Here is a 19,946-nt window from a genome sequence, read left to right on the forward strand (position 1 = left end):
TCATTCATCTACGATTCTCAACTTGAGGAGAGCCTCGCGATGTCGACTTCCACCGATCTCCACGAAGACACCCTGCAAAAAATCGGGGAAACCTCAGGCCACGTCTGGGCCTATCTATCAGCCGAAGGTCCCGTCACCATCACCAAACTGGCCAAAGAGGTGGGTGAAAAGAAGGACATTGTCCTGCAAGCCGTTGGATGGCTGGCACGCGAGAACAAGCTGTTCTTCTTCGAGAAAGGCCGCAACAAGCTGATTGGCCTGATCGACGAGCACGGCCCGCCAGAGCCGTAAGACTGGCGGGACTATTGGTTCGCGGTCAATTAGTTGGCGACTTCGTCGTAGATCGGCAAGTGACGGTGATACACTTCCAGTGATAGCAGGTTCATTGTCGTCACGTAGATGCGTCCGGCAAAACCGCCCCAGCGGTCCGGAATGTCTCCCTTCGGATCCCAACTACCGGCTGCAGGACCTTCCTGAACCTGGGTTTGCTCCAGCATGACGTGCAGATTGTTGTCCCAGGCTTCCCAGTGTTCGCCACGCATGTGGAACATCACTTGGGTGGCGTAATACCAATAGTAGGTATCCCTTAGCGGAGCTTCCGGAGTACCCAGCGAGGGCAGGTTTTCTTTCAGGTAATCCGCGCTGTCCTGCAGAATACGGCTATCGCGTCGATTGCCCAAGTAGAGTTGAATCAAAGCCCCCACGGCGGTCATCGTTTGGCTTGGGTCACGGCCATGTCGCTGCTGCGGTGTGTCAGGAGCATTGGGGTTGTAAACGTAAACGGCACGGCCACGCTGACGTGATTCGGCCGAGGCCAACCACTTGCGGATCCCTTCAAATGACTTGGGATCAACCCGCAGTCCAGCCAGCTGACCACTCTTGAGAGCCAACATCATCCAGCCAGTCACCGAGGTATCGCTACCGTTACCTGGCGTGTACCGCCATCCACCCAGTTCGGGATCTTGAGCGGCCTCGATGTAATCCAGCGCCTTTTGAGCCGGCCCACGCAGCGATTCATCTTGCGTCATGCCGTAGGCTTCGCACAAGGACAAGGCGGCAATGGCATGGCTGTATAGACGGCAACTGGAATTCGAAGTGGCGTCCATTTCTATGTAGAGGTCGCCGTTTGGTTTCTGATTCTCAACGAGGAACGTGACGCCACCGCGAACTTCCGTTTCGTACTTATCGCTCAGATGGTCATAGCCAGCCCCCAGGAAGGCCAGCAGCGAGAGCCCCGTCGCGGCCGTATCGGAGTTGAGGGTTGCCAGTTCGTTGCGGTAGATGTTGAAGTTCTCAGGGTGGACCGCAGCGAAACCCTTCAAACTCCAGCGTCCATCTGAGGACTGATGGCGGGCCAGGAACGCGAGACCACGCTCGATGGCTTCTTCCGTTTCGCGGCTAGGTCGACGTGAGCCATCCCCTGCCCCTTCTCCTTTCCGCATTGCACGGCGGCTGAATGCTTCGGTTGGCACAGCAGCCCTGGTGCTCAACAGTGGACCACGACGGCCAGGAGATCGAACAGGAATGTTCGCCATGTTCGTCGTAATCTGGGGAGCGTCACTTGTGCGTCGGCGTCCGATGAACCCTGGCTGCGTGGCCGCACCGATTGGTGCCCCTGCGAGATCATTCACGCCTGGCCTGCCTGAAGGCATTGCCGGACCACCGACATTTCGCCGACGAATTTCGGGCACGCTACCCAAGCCCGGTAGCGAACCAGCAATGTCGCCACCACCTGGCTGCATCGCTCCGCCGCCACCTCCAGGTACACCGTCAGCGGTTGCTCGGGTGCCGATGACCGGGCTCGCTCCTGGCGTCCGACTACCGGGCAGGCCCTGGGTTCCCGAGGCCATTTCAGACAGCGAAGGACCATCGTTGCCACGATTGCCGGTTCCACGCGAGAGTGCCGAGAAGTCCGTACCACGATTAGCCCCCGGCGTTCCGACTTCGGCGGCTCCGACCTGACCAGTACCGATTTGATCGGCTCCATTACCGTTAGCTCGACCAACGTTCATCGAAGGTGACGAGAACTGTCCGGAAGCCAACGCATCGGCATTTGCTGCCGCTTGATTACCATTGGCGGGTCCCTGGAAATTGATCTGGGCACTCGGACCGGTCATCGCTTGAGCACCGGCCGAAGGTGTTCGGCCGATCGATGGGTTCGCCTGATTACTCGTCACGATCCCTTCGTCACGCGAAGCCGTACTACGTGTGGCACCATGTTGTTGAACCATCTCCGCTGTGCGATCGGCTGTGGAAGGACGGGCCCAAAGTTGGCCTGGGTTTGTGGCGTTGGCCGTCACGCCGTCGCCACCAACCTCTTGCCGAGCAACACTTCCGGTGGCTGGTCTGAGCTGCGAATTGTTCGACTGACCCGGCGTAGGTCGAGGAAGTTGATCGCTAACGGTCGTATTGATCGTGGGCAAGTTGCTCGACGAAGCATTACGAGCGATGTCAGCCGATGAAGAAGATGGAGCGATTTGCATCTCCGTGTTCTGCTGGCTCCGTGTCATCGCCATGCTGGAAGCCAACGTGGTCGGACTTGGCGATTGGACCGTCGCACGAGGCTGATTGGCTCGCTGCTGGGCTTCCTGACGAGCGAGATCGGCGGCTTGAGCCTGGGCGCGAACTTGCTGTGGGTTATTTCGCTGAACCTCGACGTTCTCGGCCTGGGTTCGTGCAATATTGTTGGTTTCGGTTCGCTGTCGCTGAACTTCCTGGGCCTGGCTGGGGGAAAGACTCGGCAGGTCTTGCGCGGTATTTTGCCGCTGAAGATCGGTCATCCGTTGAACAGCATCTTGAATGTTGGATGCCTGACGCTGCATTTCGAGGGCCTGGGCGGAACGCTGTGCGGCTGCGGCTGCGGCAGACAATTCAGGCTGACGTTCCTCTTGTCGCTGGACTTCAATCTGCTGAGCCTGTTCGACTTCGCGTTGCTGCATTTCGCGGGCCTGCTTGGCAAGCTCCGATGGCAGGTCTTGCAGTGTTTCCTGTTTGGGCTGTTCTACCTGCTGCTCGCGACGCTGCATCTCCTCAGGCTGGACTTCGCGTGGAAGCTCTTCCTGCGAGACATCGTTCTCTTTCATTTCCGGCTGCTCGTGCTCAATCTTTTCCTGCTCGAGCGGATCAACCTGGGCTTCGGCCTCTTTCGTTTCGACGGGTTGTTCGTACTCGCGTTCGGCATCGCGATCTTCGTTGATCTGAGCGGGGCTGTAGTCGGGAATCACCACCGGTTGCCGCTGTGGCGAATTCTCGCGGTTCTGGTTGAGTGAGCTGTCGGCCACTTCGCCAACGTCAATCGCAACCATCCCGAGAAACATGCTTAGGTGCAGCACCAGGCTCAGCACGATCGAAAGCTGAATACCACGACGAACGCTCCCCAGATCGAGCAGAGGAATGATGGCCAGACCCACCAACCAGGCCACCACTGCGAATGCGATGTAGACCTTGGCGTTGAAGTACCACAGTTCGTGATTCCAGTCGAACAGAAGATAGCTCGACGCGCCAAAGTACAGCATGAAGAACGTGAACGCCGTATAGACGGGCCACGCCTTCTCGTCGGTCGACAAGAGCTGCTCGCTTTGCTGGTCAGTTCTCCAGTGCTTTGCCATGGTATTCCGCTAAGCTCCAGGTTTTTGCGGAGCGATTGCTACTTAGTTTGCCTCGAGAGCAGCAGTGCTGATCGAGTAGTTACTAAGCTTGGCCTTATTACAGGCGTTCATCACTTGAACGCTAAATTCAATCTTGCTTTCTTTGTCCGCTCGAATAATCACCGAGCTTTCGGGATTATCGGCGGCTGTTTGTTCGAGGATCTCTTCGATATCCGTAATGGAACGTTCATCGCCGCGTACAAAAAAGCGACCATCCGCATCAATGTTGATGAACAGCTCGCGCGGCTGCGAAATCAACGGCTGAGCCTCGCTGGCCGTCGGCAACACGACATCCAACTTGTAATCCTCTTCATCGAAGCGAGTCATCACCATGAAGAAAATCAGCAATAAAAAGACGATATCGATCAGTGGAGTAATATCCAACATCGATCGAGCTCGTCCACGATTGAGTTTGACTGCCACGGGCTTGGTCTTCTTCGCAAATACGTTCTTGAGGGATCAACAATACCGACGACTACTGCGACCTGGGCAACGCTTGCGTTTGCGAGCCATCTAAAGTTCCACCGGGAGCCGCGGTCTTGGGTGGCTCCATGGTTTTCACCGCCGGTGTGGATGGTCCCTCGTACGTGCGGTGCTTCGCTCGCAGCTTCCCCTCGTAATGCTCGAAGCCAGGGATCAAATCGAACAGGATTTCGTCCATTTCGTGAAACAGCGCCACAATACGACTTTCAAAGTACTGGGCGAAGATCATCGCGGGAATGGCAATCGTCAAACCGCCGAGTGTTGTGACCAGGGCCACAAAGATACCGCCAGCTAGCTGGTCGGCACGGTCAGCTCCGATTTCCAACTGGGTTGTTTTATAAAACGTCCAGATAATACCCCAGACGGTACCCATCAGCCCTAACAGCGGTGCCACGCTACCCATCAAGGCGATCCAGCGGACATTGCCATACAGGCGATCCGCTTCACGTTCCGTGGCTTCGGCAACGGAGTGTTCCACTTCCGACTGCGGACGACCGATGCGCAGGAGCATTGTCTTGATGACATTCGCTAACGCGGAAGGATACTTCTTGCACAGCTTGTACGCCTCACGCGGGTCGAGCCCCTTCTCCGAAAGACGCAACTGGGATAGCTCCCGTTGAAGTTGATAGGGAATGATCTTCGACTTTCGCAGTGCGAAGAGCCGCTCGAGCGTCAACGCGACGACGACAACCGACATGATCCCCAGTGGGATCATCATTTTGCCGCCACGCAAAATCAGGCTGACCAACGTCAGCGAGTCGGTCTCACTGAGACGCTGCTCAATGATTGCCGGCGACTCTTCATCGTTCGACGGGTCAACTGCAGCACCACCGTCTTGTGCAAGAACCGGTAACGCAAAGGCCATTACGGCCAGGAGAAAAAGTATCGAGCGAGCCATCGGTGTCATACAGGAGTGGCTTCCAAGTCGCGTTGAATCATTCATTTCGGACAGGTCACTTCGCCGAGTTCGGCGTTAAAGTTGGGCCAAGGCTTCAAGCCGGGCCTGGGCCAGCTTGGCTTCCGGTGCTTGCGGAAATCGCTGGACAACTAGGGTGTAAAACTTCTTCGCTTCATCAACAAACGTTGCTTTCTCGGCGGGCGGAGCCTGGCGAATCTGCACTTCATTGCAACGACCGATTTCATAGGCGCACTTGGCCTGCCATGGCTTTACGCTATCGAGCGATTGCTCACCACCAAAGCCATAGACCACGCGTTTGAATTGCCCTAGGGCATCATCGTACTTCTTCTGCTCGAAGTAGATTTCGCCTAGCATGAATCGAGCCCGGGCACCGGCCAAGCCACGTGACTCTTCGGCAGCCTTATTGAAGTAGTCGATTGCTTCAGGTGTCTTCTTTTCGTTGTAATTGGCCCAGCCGATTTCATAGTACGTTTCGCCCAAAAGCGGCGAACTCGGCAATTGCTCGACCAGCTGATCGAACCACTTCTTTGCTTCGCCCCACAGCTTTTGCTGGCTGGCCGATTGACCGGCATGCAACATCAGCAGCGATCGCATTTCATCGCTCGAAAGTCGCTTGGGATCAACTCGACCGTACGAATCGAGTGCTGCGTCGTACTGCTTATCTTTGTAAAAGCATTCGCCCTGCATAAAGATTGCATCCGACGCCAAAGGACCGTTGGGGAATTTGGTAATCTGACTGCCGAATCCGTCCAAGGCTTCGTTCGTCTTGCCCTGCTGATATTGGGACCAGGCCTGTTTGTAAATTGCCTTTTCACCAATTTCAGGGGCCTTGGCCTGTTTGGCCGACGACGTATACCAAGTTTCGGCTTCCGCAAAGTTATCCTTGGCGTAGAACGATTCGCCCACGTGGTACATGGCCTCTGCGGCGAGTGGGCTTTGCGGGTGAGCTTTGGCAAGTTGCTGGAAGCTGGCGTTCGATGCGTCACCCTTTCCTTGGGCGCGTTGAGCCCACGCCAACTCGTAAAGGACCTTGTCGTCGCTGGCGAACTCGGGATTCTGCTGATGAATCGCCGTGAAGACCTTTTCTGCTTCCGCCGGATTCTTCGCATCCACCAGGCTGACGCCCTTCAGGTACTCGGCCTCTAGCTTCTGACTAGGATCCTTGCTCTTGGCGACGACCTGATTCAAATCGTCAATCGCTTCTTTGAACTTCCCTTCCGAGCGACGTGCAATTGCCCGACCGGTATAGGCATCGACGATTAGTTCGTGTCCGTCGTGCTTGGCGATCAACTCACCAAATGCTTGATCGGCTTTTGCTGGATTGGGCTGTTTGAGGTAGGCCCATGCTTGTCCATACAAAGCATGCGGTGCGAGCGTAGAACTGGGAGACTTCGCCAATACCTGGGCATACGCGGCAGCCGCTTCGTCAAAACGATTGGCGGCGAACAGAAATTCACCCAGCCGGAAGTTGACCTGATCCAGGATCTGGCTATTCGGATAGCTCGAAACAATTCCCTGAGCTTGCTGAATGGCCGCTGTCGTGTCGCCTTTGGCGTGCAGGGTACGGGCCAACATCAAGCGGGCCTCGTCCGCCTGAGCCCAGCTTGTCGAAGCTTTCACGGAAGCTTCCAACGCCTTTTTTGCTTTGTCGAATTGGCTCTGCTGAAAAGCACTCGCCCCGACCAGGTAATTCGCCTGGGCCAGAAGGTCTGCATCTTTGAGCGAAGATTGAACCGAGGCGATCGTCTTTTCGACGTCGGCAAACTTATTCTGCAGGTACTGTGTGAGTGCCAGACGCAGTTGCCAGCGAGCAGCCTCAGGACGCTGCTTCCCTTCGGTAATCAGTGTCTTCAGAGACTTCTCGGCTTCGGCAAGTTTATCGGTTTGCAGCTTGGCTTCCGCACCGACGTACATCGCATCGAGACGCGACTGATCCTGTGGATACTTCTTCGCGAACTCATCCGAAAGGGCCGAAGCCTTAGCGAAGTCGCGGGTTTCAAGCGCGGCAAATGCAGCGTTATAGAGGGCTTGGGGAGCCTCAGGCTTATCGGCATGATCCTTGGCAATTCGCTCGTAAAGGGCGATCGACTCTTTGCTTCGTTGCGGCTGCTCATAGATGGCATCGGCCATGTCCATCTTCAAAGCGACTAGAAAATCATTGCCGTTCGCCTTTGGCAGAATCGCCTTGGCCAATGCTTCGGCCTCGGCGGCTTTCCCTTGCTGCAAGTAGACGCGGGCCAACCAATGTGCGGCTTCCACTTCAAATTGACCGCCCTGTCGTCCGGCCGCTGCCAGCCAGCGGGCCGCATCATCGAGCCGCCCGGCACGATAGTAACAACGTCCGGCGAGCATCGTTGCTTCGGGTGCATAGGTCGACTTGGGAAAGTCCAACGGAATGCGAGCGTAGGCGTTGCCAGCCCGCATCAATTCGTCCCCCTGAAGCGCACAGAACGCGAGGCGGTACATCGCATGGTCGGCCAGGTCGAAGTCCTTCTGCTTGGCAGCTTGCTCGAACAGTTTCTCTGCGTCGGCATACTGATTTTGCTGAAGCAGAGCTTCCCCCTTTCGCATGGTGACTTCCGTCGCCAGGGGGTTATCGGCATACGACGCCAGGAACTGGTCGTAGACCTTCTGGGCGTCCGCGTACTTTTGCAATTCTTCAAGGGTCACCCCTTTAGCGTACAGGGCGTCAGGAGCCAGGGGACTTTGGGGATACGATTTCACCAATTGATCGTAGGCAGCGATCGATTGTTCCTTCTGCCCCGAGAGATAGAGCGACTCACCCAGGAAGTACTGAGCCTGATCAGCAAACTCTGTCTTGGGAAAAGATTTCAGCAAATCCGTGAAACGTGCGGCTGCATCTTTGTACTTCGCCTGATTACCGTTCTGGGCCCAGGCATAGTTCGCCGAAGCCAGGTTAAGCATCGCTTCTTCGCGGAAGTCGGCCTGGGGATACTTCTTTAAGACCGTCTCGAAGTTGGCGATCGCATCCGCATACTTCTTAAGTTGCAGCTGACAGACGGCCAGATAGTTTTGCGCCTTGGCCGCTAGGGGATCGTTGGGGAACTTCTCGACAAACTTTTTCCATTCGTCCGCGGCAAGTCCAAACTCGCCGGCGTTCTGGTAGTTCACGACGTCCGAGAAAAACAGAGCGGCCTCTTGCGACGACTCCTGTCCCCATGCGGATGCACCGCAAATCAGCAGAAGCAGTACGGCAGGGATAAATACGTAACGTGCTCGTCGGCTGGGCTCGGCCCCTTTGGTCACGCATCGTGCGTTATGGGAGCTATGGCCCGAAAACTGAGACAGCATGGAACAACGGTCCTCGTTATTTGTCAGCAAAGTGCAGGCAGATGGGGGAGGGTCTTACTGGTGATCTATTCACCTTATTGTGACGGAAATTCCGTGAAGTTTCATTATTCCGCCTTGGGAAACCATTTCTAGAGCTAAATTTCGGTGACGAAAAGGACTTTGCAGCTTTTTTAGCCTCATTGTCGATCATGATAGAGAGGATTGACAGTCTATGCAGGGAAAAACCTTGTAGGATAACGAGTTGCCGTCCCGTGATCGTCGATAATTGGACAACGCACGCGTTCCCAGCGAACTAGGGTGGCAGTTCCCCCTGCGAAGCGGATTGGACAGGCTACTCCAATACGAACGTTTTTCGAGATGGATCGCGTTTCGCGATTATTCAGCAAAGCAATCAGCGCATGGCAACTTCTCTGATCACCGGCGGGGCCGGATTTATTGGTTCGCACTTGTCCGAAGCCCTGCTGGCTATGGGTAACGAGGTCATCGTAGTCGACGACGAGTCGACCGGGGCGAAACGAAACATCGAACATCTGGTGGCCCGCCCTAATTTTCGATTTATCCACGGCACGGTCTCCGATCGGACGCTCGTCCGAGAGTTGGTTAATGAGGCCGACGAAGTCTATCACTTGGCTGCCGCGGTCGGTGTGGCCCTGATCAATCAGGAGCCGATTCAGACCATCGAACGGAACATTTACCCGACCGAACTCCTGCTGGCCGAAGTCCAACGGCGAAATGCGGAAGGAGACGAAGTCCGCATGTTCATGGCCAGCACGTCCGAGGTGTATGGCAAGAACCCCAAAGATACCTGGACCGAAGAAGATGACCTGGTCTTCGGCGCAACCACTCGTCCTCGCTGGAGTTACGGCGCATCCAAGGCGATCGACGAGTTCCTCACGCTGGCATATTGGCATCAGAAGAAGACGCCGGTGGTCATTGGCCGATTCTTTAACGTGGTGGGCCCGCGACAAACCGGTGCCTACGGCATGGTCCTGCCTCGGTTCGTCGACGCGGCATTGGCCGGTAAGTCTCCTATCGTGCACCATGACGGCAGCCAGATCCGCTGCTTCGCTCACGTTGCCGATGTGATCGGAGCGGTCATTAAGCTCATGCGAACTGATGCCGCCTTGGGTGAAGTCTTCAACATTGGCAGCGACCGACCGGTAACCATCCTGGAACTGGCCAAAATGGTCATTAGCCAGGTGAATCCGGAGCTGGATGTTCAATTTCAGTCGTATGAAGAAGCATTTAACTCGAAATTCGAGGATATTTCGCGCCGCGTGCCTGATCTGACCAAGATCAAAAACTGCATTGACTACGCACCGCAGCATACGCTGGAAGACATCATCGCCGATGTCATCGAGTCGAAGCGAGCCTGACCCCCACAAGGGCTACCCATTCCTTCAAAACGCTTGACCGCGAGGGACATTCCCAGTGGAATAAGGGACAGGGGCGCCATATACTTAACCAGTTGGAATACTAACGGTTTCCAGCGATTCTTTCGCCAGCTAATCAACAAGCAACTTATCTCCCTAGCTCGCGGGGCTGCCCCTATGGCCTGCGAGGACGGCAAACCTGAGTTCGGTCTTGGGCAGACTGAAAGTTCAGGCGTAACCAACAGGACGCACATCGTATGTGGAATATTCGTACACCGCACATCGCTACCAAAACGCGCGGACTGACGCTCGTCGAAATGTTGATGGCGACAGCGTTGACCTTGATCATGTTCGCTGCCGTGGCCCAAATCTTCGGCATGATGGGCACGGCGATGCGAGACGCGCGAGCCACGATCGAGCTTTCCGGCAACCTCCGCAGCGTTTCGACCCACCTTCAGCACGACCTGGACAACGTCACGGTCGACGTTCTGCCGTGGGTGCAACCGGGTGCCAATCAGGGATACTTCGAGATCATCGAGGGTCCTGATCGCGATGTCGACTTTGCTGCCTCGGACATCATTGACGATACCACTTTTCCTGACTATCCCGGAACTCAAGGCGGTATGGCTGGCGATGCGGATGATATCGTTTGCTTTACGGCCTATAGCAAAGATCAACCGTTTGTTGGTTTGATTTTTGGTGAACTAAAGCCGCTTTCCGTGACCACCCACCCTCACAAGTATTGGGTCGATACGACATCAGGCACGTTCACCACCATCACCTCGCACTACGCCGAGATCGTCTACTTCACCAAACACACGCCGCTTGAGGACATTAACGGCAACGGAGGGCGTGATGCGGACGAAACCGTTACTCTTTACCGTCGCGTTCTGCTGATCCGTCCCGATATTTTCGTTGGTGACCCAAGTTCGGACGGCCCCACGGAGTCCTATCCGCTCAGCTACGTCGAAGCGATGAACTATTACGATCTCTCGATGTGGACAGGGGCTTCCACTTCGAACTGGCAGACCAACTCGCTCGAAGATCTACAAACTCGCTCTCGACGCGTCGCGCATGCACCTTACTCTGCTGCTGGCATTCAAGTCGATGAAGATAGCGGAGGCAGTGCAATTTACATGAATGTGAATGTACCGGCAGTTTTCGACGCAGCCCCCATTCGCCCTCACGCGTTGATGACCTTCGAGCAACTTAATCATGCGTTCCAATGGGACGCGTCTGGCGCCAATCTTCGGGACCGAACAGGCGAAGACGTGATGCTCACCAATACGCTGGCGTTTGACGTCCGGGTCTTCGACTCGATCGCTCCCGTGCGAAACGATTCCGCCGCGTCGCCGAGTCTGGCACTTTCCCCTGGCGATCCCGGTTTTACCGCCGCGAGTACAACGGATGCCATGGCGGGTGCTTTTGTTGACCTGAACTGGAGTCGTACTGCTCCCACCGCGGGAACGAGCTATCACAATCAGACCTTCCAATTCGGCCCAAACACAAAATCACGAATTGGAAACATCACCATTTACGGGGGGAACAGCTCGGCAATTTTTGGCGGGACCACTCCTACCGCAGGCAATATTAATTCGAGCTTCTTCCGACAGAACCCCTCGATGATGAGCACTGCGAGCTTGAACTACGGCTACTACGACACATGGCCTTACTCCTATGAAGTAGACGGGGTAGACCAAGATGGTGACGGCACAATCGATGAAGGTACCAATGGCTTCGACGATGACAGTGATGGTATCGTTGACGATCACGTGGCCACCGACTTCAACGGCGACAACGCGATCACCGGTACTTTGGAGCCAAGCGAATTAGAAACGCAACCACCCTATTCCAAGGCCCTCCGTGCTGTTTCGATCACGGTCCGAGCAATCGAAGGTGGAACTCGCCAGGTACGACAAGATACGATCGTGGCGGACTTCCTACCGAATTAGGGTTTCCCTGCCAATCGCTTCCTATCAACCAGTTGCGGACACACTGAACAAGGTGTGTCCGCTTTTTTTTCTGATGACCGAACCATACATCATTCGACTCAACGGCCCCTGGGAGATGACTATCAACGCCCAGCAGGCGCCCAAGCGTGTTAAGTTACCAGCGAACTGGCCGCAGATCTTACAAGCGGCCAGCGAAGGCACTTTGGTCCTCAAACGGTGGTTCCATAGGCCCACAGGCATCGACGATGGTAGCCAGGTACAGCTTCACCTTATTGATCTTCCGTTTCTCGCAGAAGCCTGGATCGATGATGCCAGCCTCGGCGAAGTCGTTGCGATGCAGAAACATGCCATCGATGTGAAAAGTCATTTGGCCGCTCGTTGCTGCCTGACCATCGAGATCAAGCAGTTAGCACCGCTCGAGAAGACTATTCCGACTCCACAGATTTCGCTGGCGATTCTTCCGGCTCGCTAGAATTCGAGTCGTCTGACTTCGCGGGTGGCTTGACCGGTTCAGGTCGAGCATCAATCAGGGCGATGATGGTTTGCCCAGCTTTGGGCACGAAGCTGTCGTCAGCCGTCACGATCCTCAGTCGGTTGCTTTCCGGGATCACAAACAACAGTGTGGCCGATTCACCATGGGTTTGCTGAAAGTCGTGGTAGGTGAATTCTTCGGTGATCGTCGTCTTTTTAAACTGGGCACCCGCGGTTACGCGCCGGGCGATCTTGTAGAAGTCGAGCCCGTGCCCGAAGATCACGCGGCCTCGCAGATGATCGGAGACCGACTGCCGCTTGCCAGAGCCAGAATCCCAAGGACTCAGCTGATAGACCTCTTTTCGACCGAATAAGTGGGTGAACTCCATGCAGGCAAGCGAGTTGACCTCATCATTCGGCGTAGCGGCCAGCAACCGTCCAATCCCACCAAGATTGAGTTCTTCGCTTACAAAGTCTGAGAGGATACTCGCACACTGGGCTGGTAGGTTCTGCATCCGAGCCGCCGTGATATTGCGGAAGTTGGTATCGACCAGCATCACATGGAAGCCGGCACTCTTGATCACCACCGCGAGTTCTCGAATCCAGCGATCCGCTCCGGCAATCAGCACCCCTTGCGGTGCCGGGCTGGCTAAACCGAGCCAACGAGCAACCGGAGCGGCCGTCAGACCGTAAAACGTGACCGTACCGACAATCACCATGAACACGACCGGTACAACCAGGGCTCCTTCGGAGGTACCACCAATTTCACTGAGATTAAGATTCTCGGCATGGTGGACCAGTTCAAAGGAGAAAATCGAACCGACCGCGGCAGCCACAATCCCACGGGGGGCCATGAAGCACAAAAAGACCTTTTCGCGCCAATTCAGGCTACTGCCCAACGTGGAAAGAAACACCGAGGCCGGACGCACGATGACAATCAGCACGGCCACGAACAGCAACCCGGTCCAGCCCACATCCAGGAGCGTACTGAGGGAAATTCGCGCGGCCAGCACGATGAACAAACAAGAAATCAACAGAACACGCAGGTTCTCTTTGAATTCGAAGATATGCCGAACGGGAATGTGCTTTTGATTGGCCATCAACAGCCCCAGCACGGTCACCGTCAGCAGTCCGGACTCGGATTGGATGTAATTGGAAAGAGCAAATACCGACAGCAACACCGCCAGAATGAATGCATTGTGCAGAAAGTCAGGGACCCAGTAGCTCTTCAAAGCGAAGATCATCATATAGGCGGTCACCACGCCCAAAACGACACCGACCATGATCGTCTTGGCTATCGACCACATCGGAGTGGCCCAGGTTGCCCCTTCGCCGGTCTGCATAATGAACTCGAACACGAGAACCGCCAGCACCGCACCAATTGGGTCAATAACGATCCCTTCCCATTTGGCCAGCGAGCCGATCTTTCGCGATGGTCTGATATGGCTTAACAGCGGCCCCACGACCGTCGGCCCTGTCACCACGACAATGGCCCCAACCACGGCAGAAATCGCCGGCGAAAAGCCAATCAAAAAGTGCGCAGCAACCGATGCCAATCCCCAGACGACCAAGGCCCCAATAGTTACCAGGCCCCCCAGTGCCGGCCCCACCTCACGCAGTTCCGCGAAGCGCAGGCTCATGCCTCCTTCGAATAGAATCACAGCCACAGAAAGGGAGACGATTGGGAAAAGGACTTCACGTCCGATGATTTCGTCGGGACCTTCCGGGAGGAAACTGGCCATAAAGCCAAAGCCCAGAAGAAGCAGAATGGAAGGAAGCCGCAGACGCCAAGCCAACCACTGGGCTGAAATCCCCAGGGCCAGAATGCCGGCTAAATAGAGTAGGTATAGCTTCTCGTCCACAACGGATTCTCCAGATCGCGAGCTTTTCACTGGCCGCTCGCATTGCTACGGATCTTTAACCTACCTTACGTCACCGCCAGAGCAAACCCCGCAGATCTTCCCAAACCCTAATGATTTCTTTAGGTTAGAGTGTTCCACCTATTAGCCAGATAAGGTCCTTCTTTTCCCGCCCAGGATTTTCACACCATGCCGCTTGATAACCGTGACCGCACTAGATTTCCAAAGATCTTGATCGTTCTGCTCACGTTGGCCTTCGGCTCGATCATGCCGCGTGCCGAACTCTTTGCTCAAACTCCAGGTCTTACACCGGAAGAAATCGAAGACGGTTGGATCTCCCTTTTCGATGGAGAGTCGCTTTTTGGGTGGAAACAAGTCACCAAGACCGATTGGAAAGTTGTCGACGGAACGATCCAAGCCACCGACGGTGAAATTGGTCTGCTCTGCACAACAACGCAGTTTGCCGACTATATCTTCCGGGTCGACTTCCTGGCTGAAGAAAATACCAACAGCGGTGTCTTCCTGCGAACGTCTCCTAAGCCGAAGAGCCCTACGTACGACTGCTATGAGCTGAATATCGCCCCTCCTTCCAATTCCTTTCCCACCGGCAGTTTTGTCGGTCGCGAGAAGGTGACTCCTGAGTGCAAGCCAGGCGAGTGGCATACCTTTGAAGTCCGCGTTCAAGGTCCCGTTTTGGAAGTAAAACTGGATGGCGAGGTAGTTTCGACCCTGGAAGATCCAGCCTACCTCGGCAAAGGCTTTATTGGGCTACAGCATAACGAAGGGAAAATCCAGTTCCGCAACGTAAGCCTGAAACCGCTAGGCCTGAAATCGATCTTCAATGGAAAAGACTTGACCGGCTGGAAGCAATACCCAGAGATGGTCACCAAATTTAGTGTCACCGAGGAAGGTGCCATCCATGCTCAGGACGGCCCGGGCCAACTCGAAACGGAGGGACTCTATGCCAATTTCGTCCTGCAAATGGAAGCCAAGACCAACGCCGAGAACCTGAACTCCGGCCTCTTCTTCCGCTGCATCCCAGGCGACAAGATGATGGGATACGAAAGTCAGATTCATAACGGCATCGAAGGAAACGATCCGACCAAGCCGGTCGACAGCGGCACAGGGGCCATTTTCCGTCGCTGCGTTGCCCGCAAGGTGGTTAGCAAAGATATGGAGTGGCTGACCAAGACCCTCATCGCCGAAGGCGCCCATATCTCGGTTTGGGTCAACGGCTACCAGGTCACCGACTGGACTGATCAACGCAAGCCGGATGAAAACCCACGTCGTGGGCAACGCGTGGCTGCAGGATCGATCATCCTGCAAGGACACGATCCGACGACCGACGTCCTCTTTCGCAACTTCCAGATCCAGGAACTGCCAGAACGATGGCCGGTCAAGCGAAGCGAATAAGACCAGCGGTTACCTTACCGATCATAAAAAGAGCCACGGACCATTCATTCGTGGCTTTATTCTTGCTTAATTCCAAGCGATCGCTCGACTATTGCATTTAATTGAGCTGAACGAGCTTGCGAAGTTCTTTCGGCAATGGGAAATGGACTTCTTCTTCCCGGATGCTGCGAGCTTCAATTTGGGCGTCGAACTTCTCGACCAGATAATCGAGACATTCCTGAACCACGTCCTCTGGGGCACTCGCCCCGGCGGTGACCAAGACCCCTTCCACGCCATCAAACCACTCAGGCCGAATATCGCCGGCACCATCGATCAGGTAGCCAGGCGTTCCGCTTTCCTGAGCAAGTTCCTTCAATCGCTGGCTGTTGGAACTGTTCTGACTACCGAGCACCAAGACCAACTGAGCTTCCGTCCCCAGGATTCGCACAGCTTCCTGACGATTCTGGGTCGCGTAGCAGATATCTGCCTTGGGCGGTCCCTTGATTGCCGGGAAACGCTCTTTCAGGCGGTTAATGATCCGTGTTGCATCGTCAACAGAGAGCGTCGTCTGGGTGAGGTAGGCCAGCTTTTCAGGGTCGGCGATCTCCAGTGTGTCGACATCGGCCTCGGTCTCGACCAGGACGATTGCCTCAGGGGCTTCCCCCATCGTGCCGATCACTTCGTCATGACCTTCATGCCCGATCAAGCAGATCGTGTAACCCAACTTGGCGAACTTGATCGCTTCCAAGTGCACCTTGGTAACCAGTGGGCAGGTCGCGTCGATCGCTGTTAAGTCGCGTTCCTTGGCCGCTTTGCGAATTTCAGGCGAAACGCCGTGGGCACTGAACAACAGGATCGAATTCGGAGGGACTTCCTGCACATCGTCGACGAAAACAGCACCCTTCTTCTTGAAGGTCTCGACAACGTACTTGTTGTGGACGATCTCGTGATAGACGTAGACAGGTGCGCCAAAGGTCTTGAGAGCCAAGTCAAGGCACTCAATCGCCATGTTCACCCCCGCACAAAACCCGCGTGGACTTGCTAGAATCACTTTCATTGGCTTGGAAACCTCCTCCATACCATGCATCTTACCCCAACCCATCAGTAGGGCCTAGGGCAGCCGTCTGAGACGGTGCCAGCACTGGCTGGGGGGGAAAACGGACTTTCCTTCGACTCGAAATTACGCAAAATTTGCAGTTTGCAATCCACTTTGCGACCCGCGTTTACGCATTGGCAGCAACTCCATACCAGCTTACCCGGATAACTCGTGACTCCTTTTCAGTATCAACTGGCCAACTACGGACCAACAGCCAGTTGGCAGACCCCCAGCACGAGCGACGCCTATTCCTATTGTCAGGACCTGACTGCCTCGTCCTACGAGAACTTCTCGGTCATTAGCTGGTTTCTTCCCACCGAACTCCATCCTCACTTTGCCGCCATTTATTCGTATTGTCGCTGGGCGGACAATTTGGCGGACGAAACCACCACTGACGCCGAGGGGCTTAAGCTGCTGGCCTGGTGGGAAGAGCAACTCGAATCGTGCTATCAACAGGAAGCCCACCATCCGGTGTTCGTCGCCCTGAAGCGGACGATTCGAGAGTTCAAGATCCCCATTACTCCGCTTCGCAATCTACTGATCGCCTTTCGCCAGGATCAAACGAAGAAGCGATATAACACCTATCGCGAACTTCTGGCCTATTGCCGGAACTCGGCCGACCCAGTGGGACGATTGGTGATGTATCTCGGGCACTGTTACTCCCCCGAGGCCGTTGTTTATTCCGATCGCGTCTGTACCGGCCTCCAACTGGCCAACTTCTGGCAAGATGTCCATCGCGACTTTGACAAGGGACGCATCTACATCCCTGCGGAAGACTTTGCGCGGTTCGACCTTTCGATCGATGACATGCCTGCGTGTGCCGAAAAGGACGCGTTTCGCGAGTTGATCGAGTTCGAAGTCCGTCGCGCTGAACAATTGCTGGCCTCAGGTGAACCAATCGTCGACTACTTCCCGTCGAACTTGAAAGTCGACATCGCCTTGTTTGTTCGTGGCGGACAAACCATTTTGCGGCAGATTCGCCAGCAGCGTTTCGACACCTGGACCCACCGTCCGAAAGTCAGTAAAGGGACGAAAGTCAAACTCCTGGCTCAAGCCTGGTGGGAGATCCGCGTCCGTAACAAACAGTTCCGTGCCGATGCCTACGAGGTGCCGGCATGACCGATAACCTATCCGCCAGCTATGACCAGTGCCGTCACTTCTCCAAGCAGTCTGGCTCGAACTTCCTGCTCTCGTTTTGGTTCCTTCCACGAGAGAAACGTCAGGCCATGTATGCCCTGTATGCGTTCTTCCGTCATACCGACGACCTGGCCGATGAAGATGGAGCTGACCAGGCAGCCCAGCTGAAGTCATGGCGAGATCAATTCCGTTCCGCGATGCAAGGAGACTTCGCCGATTCGCGTTTGCCAGCGCTAGTCGACACGATTCGCCGCTATGAGATTCCCGAGAAGTACTTCCTGGAATCGATCGAGGGAGTCGAAAGCGACCTGTCACGAACTCGCTTCACCGACTTCGACGAGCTACATCATTACTGCTACCAGGTTGCGTCGGCGATTGGCTTGAGTTGTTTGCCGGTGTGGGGCGTTCGCCCGAACTTCGATCGAGAGGCGGCCATCGCGGCCGGTGTTGCGTTTCAATTGACCAATATCCTCCGCGACATCCACGAAGATGCCCTGCGTGGACGCATCTACGTTCCGCTCGATGACCTCAATCGCTTTGACGTCCCCGAAGAGTCACTACTCAATGGGCAACTTTCACCTGGCTTCGAGCCCCTGATGCGATTCGAGATCGAACGAGCAGAGAAGCTATTCACGAAAGCCAAAGACCTCCGCAATGACCTTCACCCCGATGGCTGTCGCATTTTCGACGCGATGATGGAAACGTACCACGATCTGCTCAAGCAGATTGCCCGCTCTCCGGAAGACGTGCTTAGGCGGAAGATTCAAGTCGGTTCGTGGCGCAAGGTAAAACTGTTTGCTCGGCTGGTCATGTCGCGGATGCCATTGGGAACGAGAGGACCTCAGAAAGCGGAGGTTCCATAGTGGATACCAGTGCCATGCGCGGCCAGCGCGTCGCTATCGTCGGAGGAGGCTTGGCCGGTATTGCAGTCGCCGAGGCACTCTCGCGGTTTCCCTTCGAGATCCATCTTTTCGAGGCAAAGCGATCACTGGGGGGACGTGCCGGGGCCTATCGCGATCCGGAACATCCATCGCTGATCGATCGCTGTCAGCACGTAGCGATGGGCTGCTGTACGAACTTTCTGGGACTCTGCGAACGATTGGACCTGGAAGAGTGCTTCCGCCGAGATACTCGGCTGCACTTCATCGACAGCGAAGGTCAGGCACATCCATTTGAAGCCAGCAGTTGGCTGCCGGCCCCGATTCACTTGGCCGGAGCCTTTCGTCGTCAGACTTACCTTTCCAAACCGGATCAGAAGCGAATCGCGGCCGCCCTGTGGGAAATGGCTCCACCTTCGGCCGTTGAAAAGTATGCCGGACGCAAGATGCATGACTGGCTGGTCGAACAACTCCAATCGGAAGTCGCCATTAGCCGCTTTTGGGAAATCGTCTTGGTCAGTGCGTTGGGCGCGCCCCTTTCCGAAGTTTCGTTCGTGGCGGCACGCAAGGTCTTTGTCGACGGTTTTTTGCGGCATCGAAGGGCCTACCAGATCTACGTACCGCGGATCCCGCTGCAAGACATCTTTGATGTTCAGGCTGCTCAGAAACTAGGGGAACGCGGCGTCCGCTTTCATCGACAGTCTCCCGTTCGGCAGGTCGCTTACTTCAACTCGCGATTCAACGTTCGTTTCGGACAAGGGCGCGAGGCAACATTCGAGAACTTCATCGCGGCTGTTCCCTGGCATCAATCTCCCAAGATCTTTTCGCCCATCCTCAAAAACTTGATACCCAAGTTAGATAACGTGGACGAAATTGATTCGTCTCCGATTTCTAGCGTTCACCTTTGGGTGGATCGTCCGCTGACAAAATTGCCACATGCGGTGCTACTGGATCGAACCAGCCAGTGGGTTTTCAATCATGGGGCTCGGCAATTCAAAGAGACAACTGGCCACTATTACCAGGTTGTCATTAGCGCCTCGCAAGACTTGGCCGGCGTGAAACATGAAGATCTTTCTCGGCATATCTTAGGTGAGTTGGTCGGGGCTTTTAGGTCCCAGCCAGCCCCCTACCTTCTCGACTACCAGGTTGTGACCGAAAAGAAGGCCGTTTTTGCTGCGACTCCTGCGATGGAAGGCCTGCGACCGTCGCAAGGAACCATCTTGCCAGGCTTGGCTTTGGCCGGCGATTGGACGAAAACCGGCTGGCCATCCACCATGGAAGGTGCCGTCCGCAGTGGCTACCTCGCCGCGGAAGCCATTCTCCGAAAATACGACTATCACGAATCGGTTGGCGACGCCGATCTACCCGTCAGCATGCTTTCGCGAATGCTCTGGGGACTAGGAAAAGAGTAACGGCTCCGTTAGCGC

14 protein-coding genes are annotated in these 19,946 nt (G+C 55.4%); 7 read left to right on the forward strand and 7 right to left on the reverse strand.

Annotated features, from left to right (window positions below):
• Nucleotides 1–39 precede the first annotated feature (39 nt).
• Complete coding sequence (locus tag PSR63_RS05980; RefSeq protein ID WP_274331584.1) at nucleotides 40–291, forward strand: winged helix-turn-helix domain-containing protein; 252 nt, start codon at nucleotides 40–42, stop codon at nucleotides 289–291.
• A 29-nt stretch (nucleotides 292–320) separates the two neighbouring features.
• On the opposite strand, the gene PSR63_RS05985 is transcribed toward PSR63_RS05980, so the two are convergent.
• The 4 genes from PSR63_RS05985 to PSR63_RS06000 all read right to left on the reverse strand — a co-directional run bounded on the left by PSR63_RS05985 (nucleotide 321) and on the right by PSR63_RS06000 (nucleotide 8,361).
• Nucleotides 321–3,608: a hypothetical protein gene (locus PSR63_RS05985; RefSeq protein ID WP_274331585.1), complete on the reverse strand. Its 3,288-nt coding sequence runs from the start codon at nucleotides 3,606–3,608 to the stop codon at nucleotides 321–323.
• Between the two features lie 42 nt (nucleotides 3,609–3,650).
• Nucleotides 3,651–4,034: an ExbD/TolR family protein gene (locus tag PSR63_RS05990; protein WP_274331586.1), complete on the reverse strand. Its 384-nt coding sequence runs from the start codon at nucleotides 4,032–4,034 to the stop codon at nucleotides 3,651–3,653.
• A gap of 88 nt (nucleotides 4,035–4,122) precedes the next feature.
• The gene (locus tag PSR63_RS05995; RefSeq protein WP_274331588.1) at nucleotides 4,123–5,037 is read right to left on the reverse strand and encodes a MotA/TolQ/ExbB proton channel family protein; all 915 of its coding nucleotides are present in this window, start codon (nucleotides 5,035–5,037) and stop codon (nucleotides 4,123–4,125) included.
• A gap of 66 nt (nucleotides 5,038–5,103) precedes the next feature.
• Nucleotides 5,104–8,361 (reverse strand): tetratricopeptide repeat protein, encoded by a 3,258-nt coding sequence (locus PSR63_RS06000; protein WP_274331590.1) that lies wholly within the window; start codon nucleotides 8,359–8,361, stop codon nucleotides 5,104–5,106.
• Nucleotides 8,362–8,759: 398 nt separating this feature from the next.
• Between PSR63_RS06000 and PSR63_RS06005 the strand changes: the two genes are divergently transcribed.
• Together PSR63_RS06005 and PSR63_RS06010 are read left to right on the forward strand one after the other, a co-directional pair.
• The gene (locus PSR63_RS06005; RefSeq protein ID WP_274331592.1) at nucleotides 8,760–9,737 is read left to right on the forward strand and encodes an NAD-dependent epimerase/dehydratase family protein; all 978 of its coding nucleotides are present in this window, start codon (nucleotides 8,760–8,762) and stop codon (nucleotides 9,735–9,737) included.
• 254 nt (nucleotides 9,738–9,991) lie between these two features.
• The gene (locus tag PSR63_RS06010) at nucleotides 9,992–11,686 is read left to right on the forward strand and encodes a PulJ/GspJ family protein (protein WP_274331594.1); all 1,695 of its coding nucleotides are present in this window, start codon (nucleotides 9,992–9,994) and stop codon (nucleotides 11,684–11,686) included.
• Between the two features lie 178 nt (nucleotides 11,687–11,864).
• Here PSR63_RS06010 and PSR63_RS06015 read toward each other — a convergent pair whose 3' ends face one another.
• Nucleotides 11,865–12,053: a hypothetical protein gene (locus PSR63_RS06015; protein WP_274331596.1), complete on the reverse strand. Its 189-nt coding sequence runs from the start codon at nucleotides 12,051–12,053 to the stop codon at nucleotides 11,865–11,867.
• A gap of 58 nt (nucleotides 12,054–12,111) precedes the next feature.
• Entirely contained in the window at nucleotides 12,112–14,019 is a 1,908-nt protein-coding gene (locus tag PSR63_RS06020; RefSeq protein ID WP_274331597.1) for a cation:proton antiporter, read from the reverse strand.
• Between the two features lie 186 nt (nucleotides 14,020–14,205).
• On the opposite strand from PSR63_RS06020, the gene PSR63_RS06025 reads away from it, so the two are divergent.
• Nucleotides 14,206–15,429, forward strand: coding sequence for a 3-keto-disaccharide hydrolase (locus PSR63_RS06025; RefSeq protein WP_274331598.1), 1,224 nt, complete (start codon nucleotides 14,206–14,208; stop codon nucleotides 15,427–15,429).
• A 97-nt stretch (nucleotides 15,430–15,526) separates the two neighbouring features.
• On the opposite strand, the gene ispH is transcribed toward PSR63_RS06025, so the two are convergent.
• Nucleotides 15,527–16,465: a 4-hydroxy-3-methylbut-2-enyl diphosphate reductase gene (gene ispH, locus PSR63_RS06030; RefSeq protein WP_274331599.1), complete on the reverse strand. Its 939-nt coding sequence runs from the start codon at nucleotides 16,463–16,465 to the stop codon at nucleotides 15,527–15,529.
• A gap of 210 nt (nucleotides 16,466–16,675) precedes the next feature.
• On the opposite strand from ispH, the gene hpnC reads away from it, so the two are divergent.
• The 3 genes from hpnC to hpnE are packed head-to-tail and all read left to right on the forward strand — an operon-like array spanning nucleotide 16,676 to nucleotide 19,931.
• Entirely contained in the window at nucleotides 16,676–17,623 is a 948-nt protein-coding gene (hpnC, locus tag PSR63_RS06035) for a squalene synthase HpnC (protein ID WP_274331600.1), read from the forward strand.
• Nucleotides 17,620–18,504 (forward strand): phytoene/squalene synthase family protein, encoded by an 885-nt coding sequence (locus PSR63_RS06040; protein WP_274331602.1) that lies wholly within the window; start codon nucleotides 17,620–17,622, stop codon nucleotides 18,502–18,504. The genes hpnC and PSR63_RS06040 overlap by 4 nt, the downstream gene beginning before the upstream one ends.
• Nucleotides 18,504–19,931, forward strand: a complete 1,428-nt coding sequence (hpnE, locus tag PSR63_RS06045) for a hydroxysqualene dehydroxylase HpnE (RefSeq protein WP_274331604.1) — start codon at nucleotides 18,504–18,506, stop codon at nucleotides 19,929–19,931. Before PSR63_RS06040 ends, hpnE begins: the two co-directional genes overlap by 1 nt.
• The last annotated feature ends 15 nt before the right edge of the window (nucleotides 19,932–19,946 follow it).

The sequence above is a fragment of the Bremerella sp. P1 genome (assembly GCF_028748185.1).
Classification (GTDB): Bacteria; Planctomycetota; Planctomycetia; order Pirellulales; family Pirellulaceae; genus Bremerella.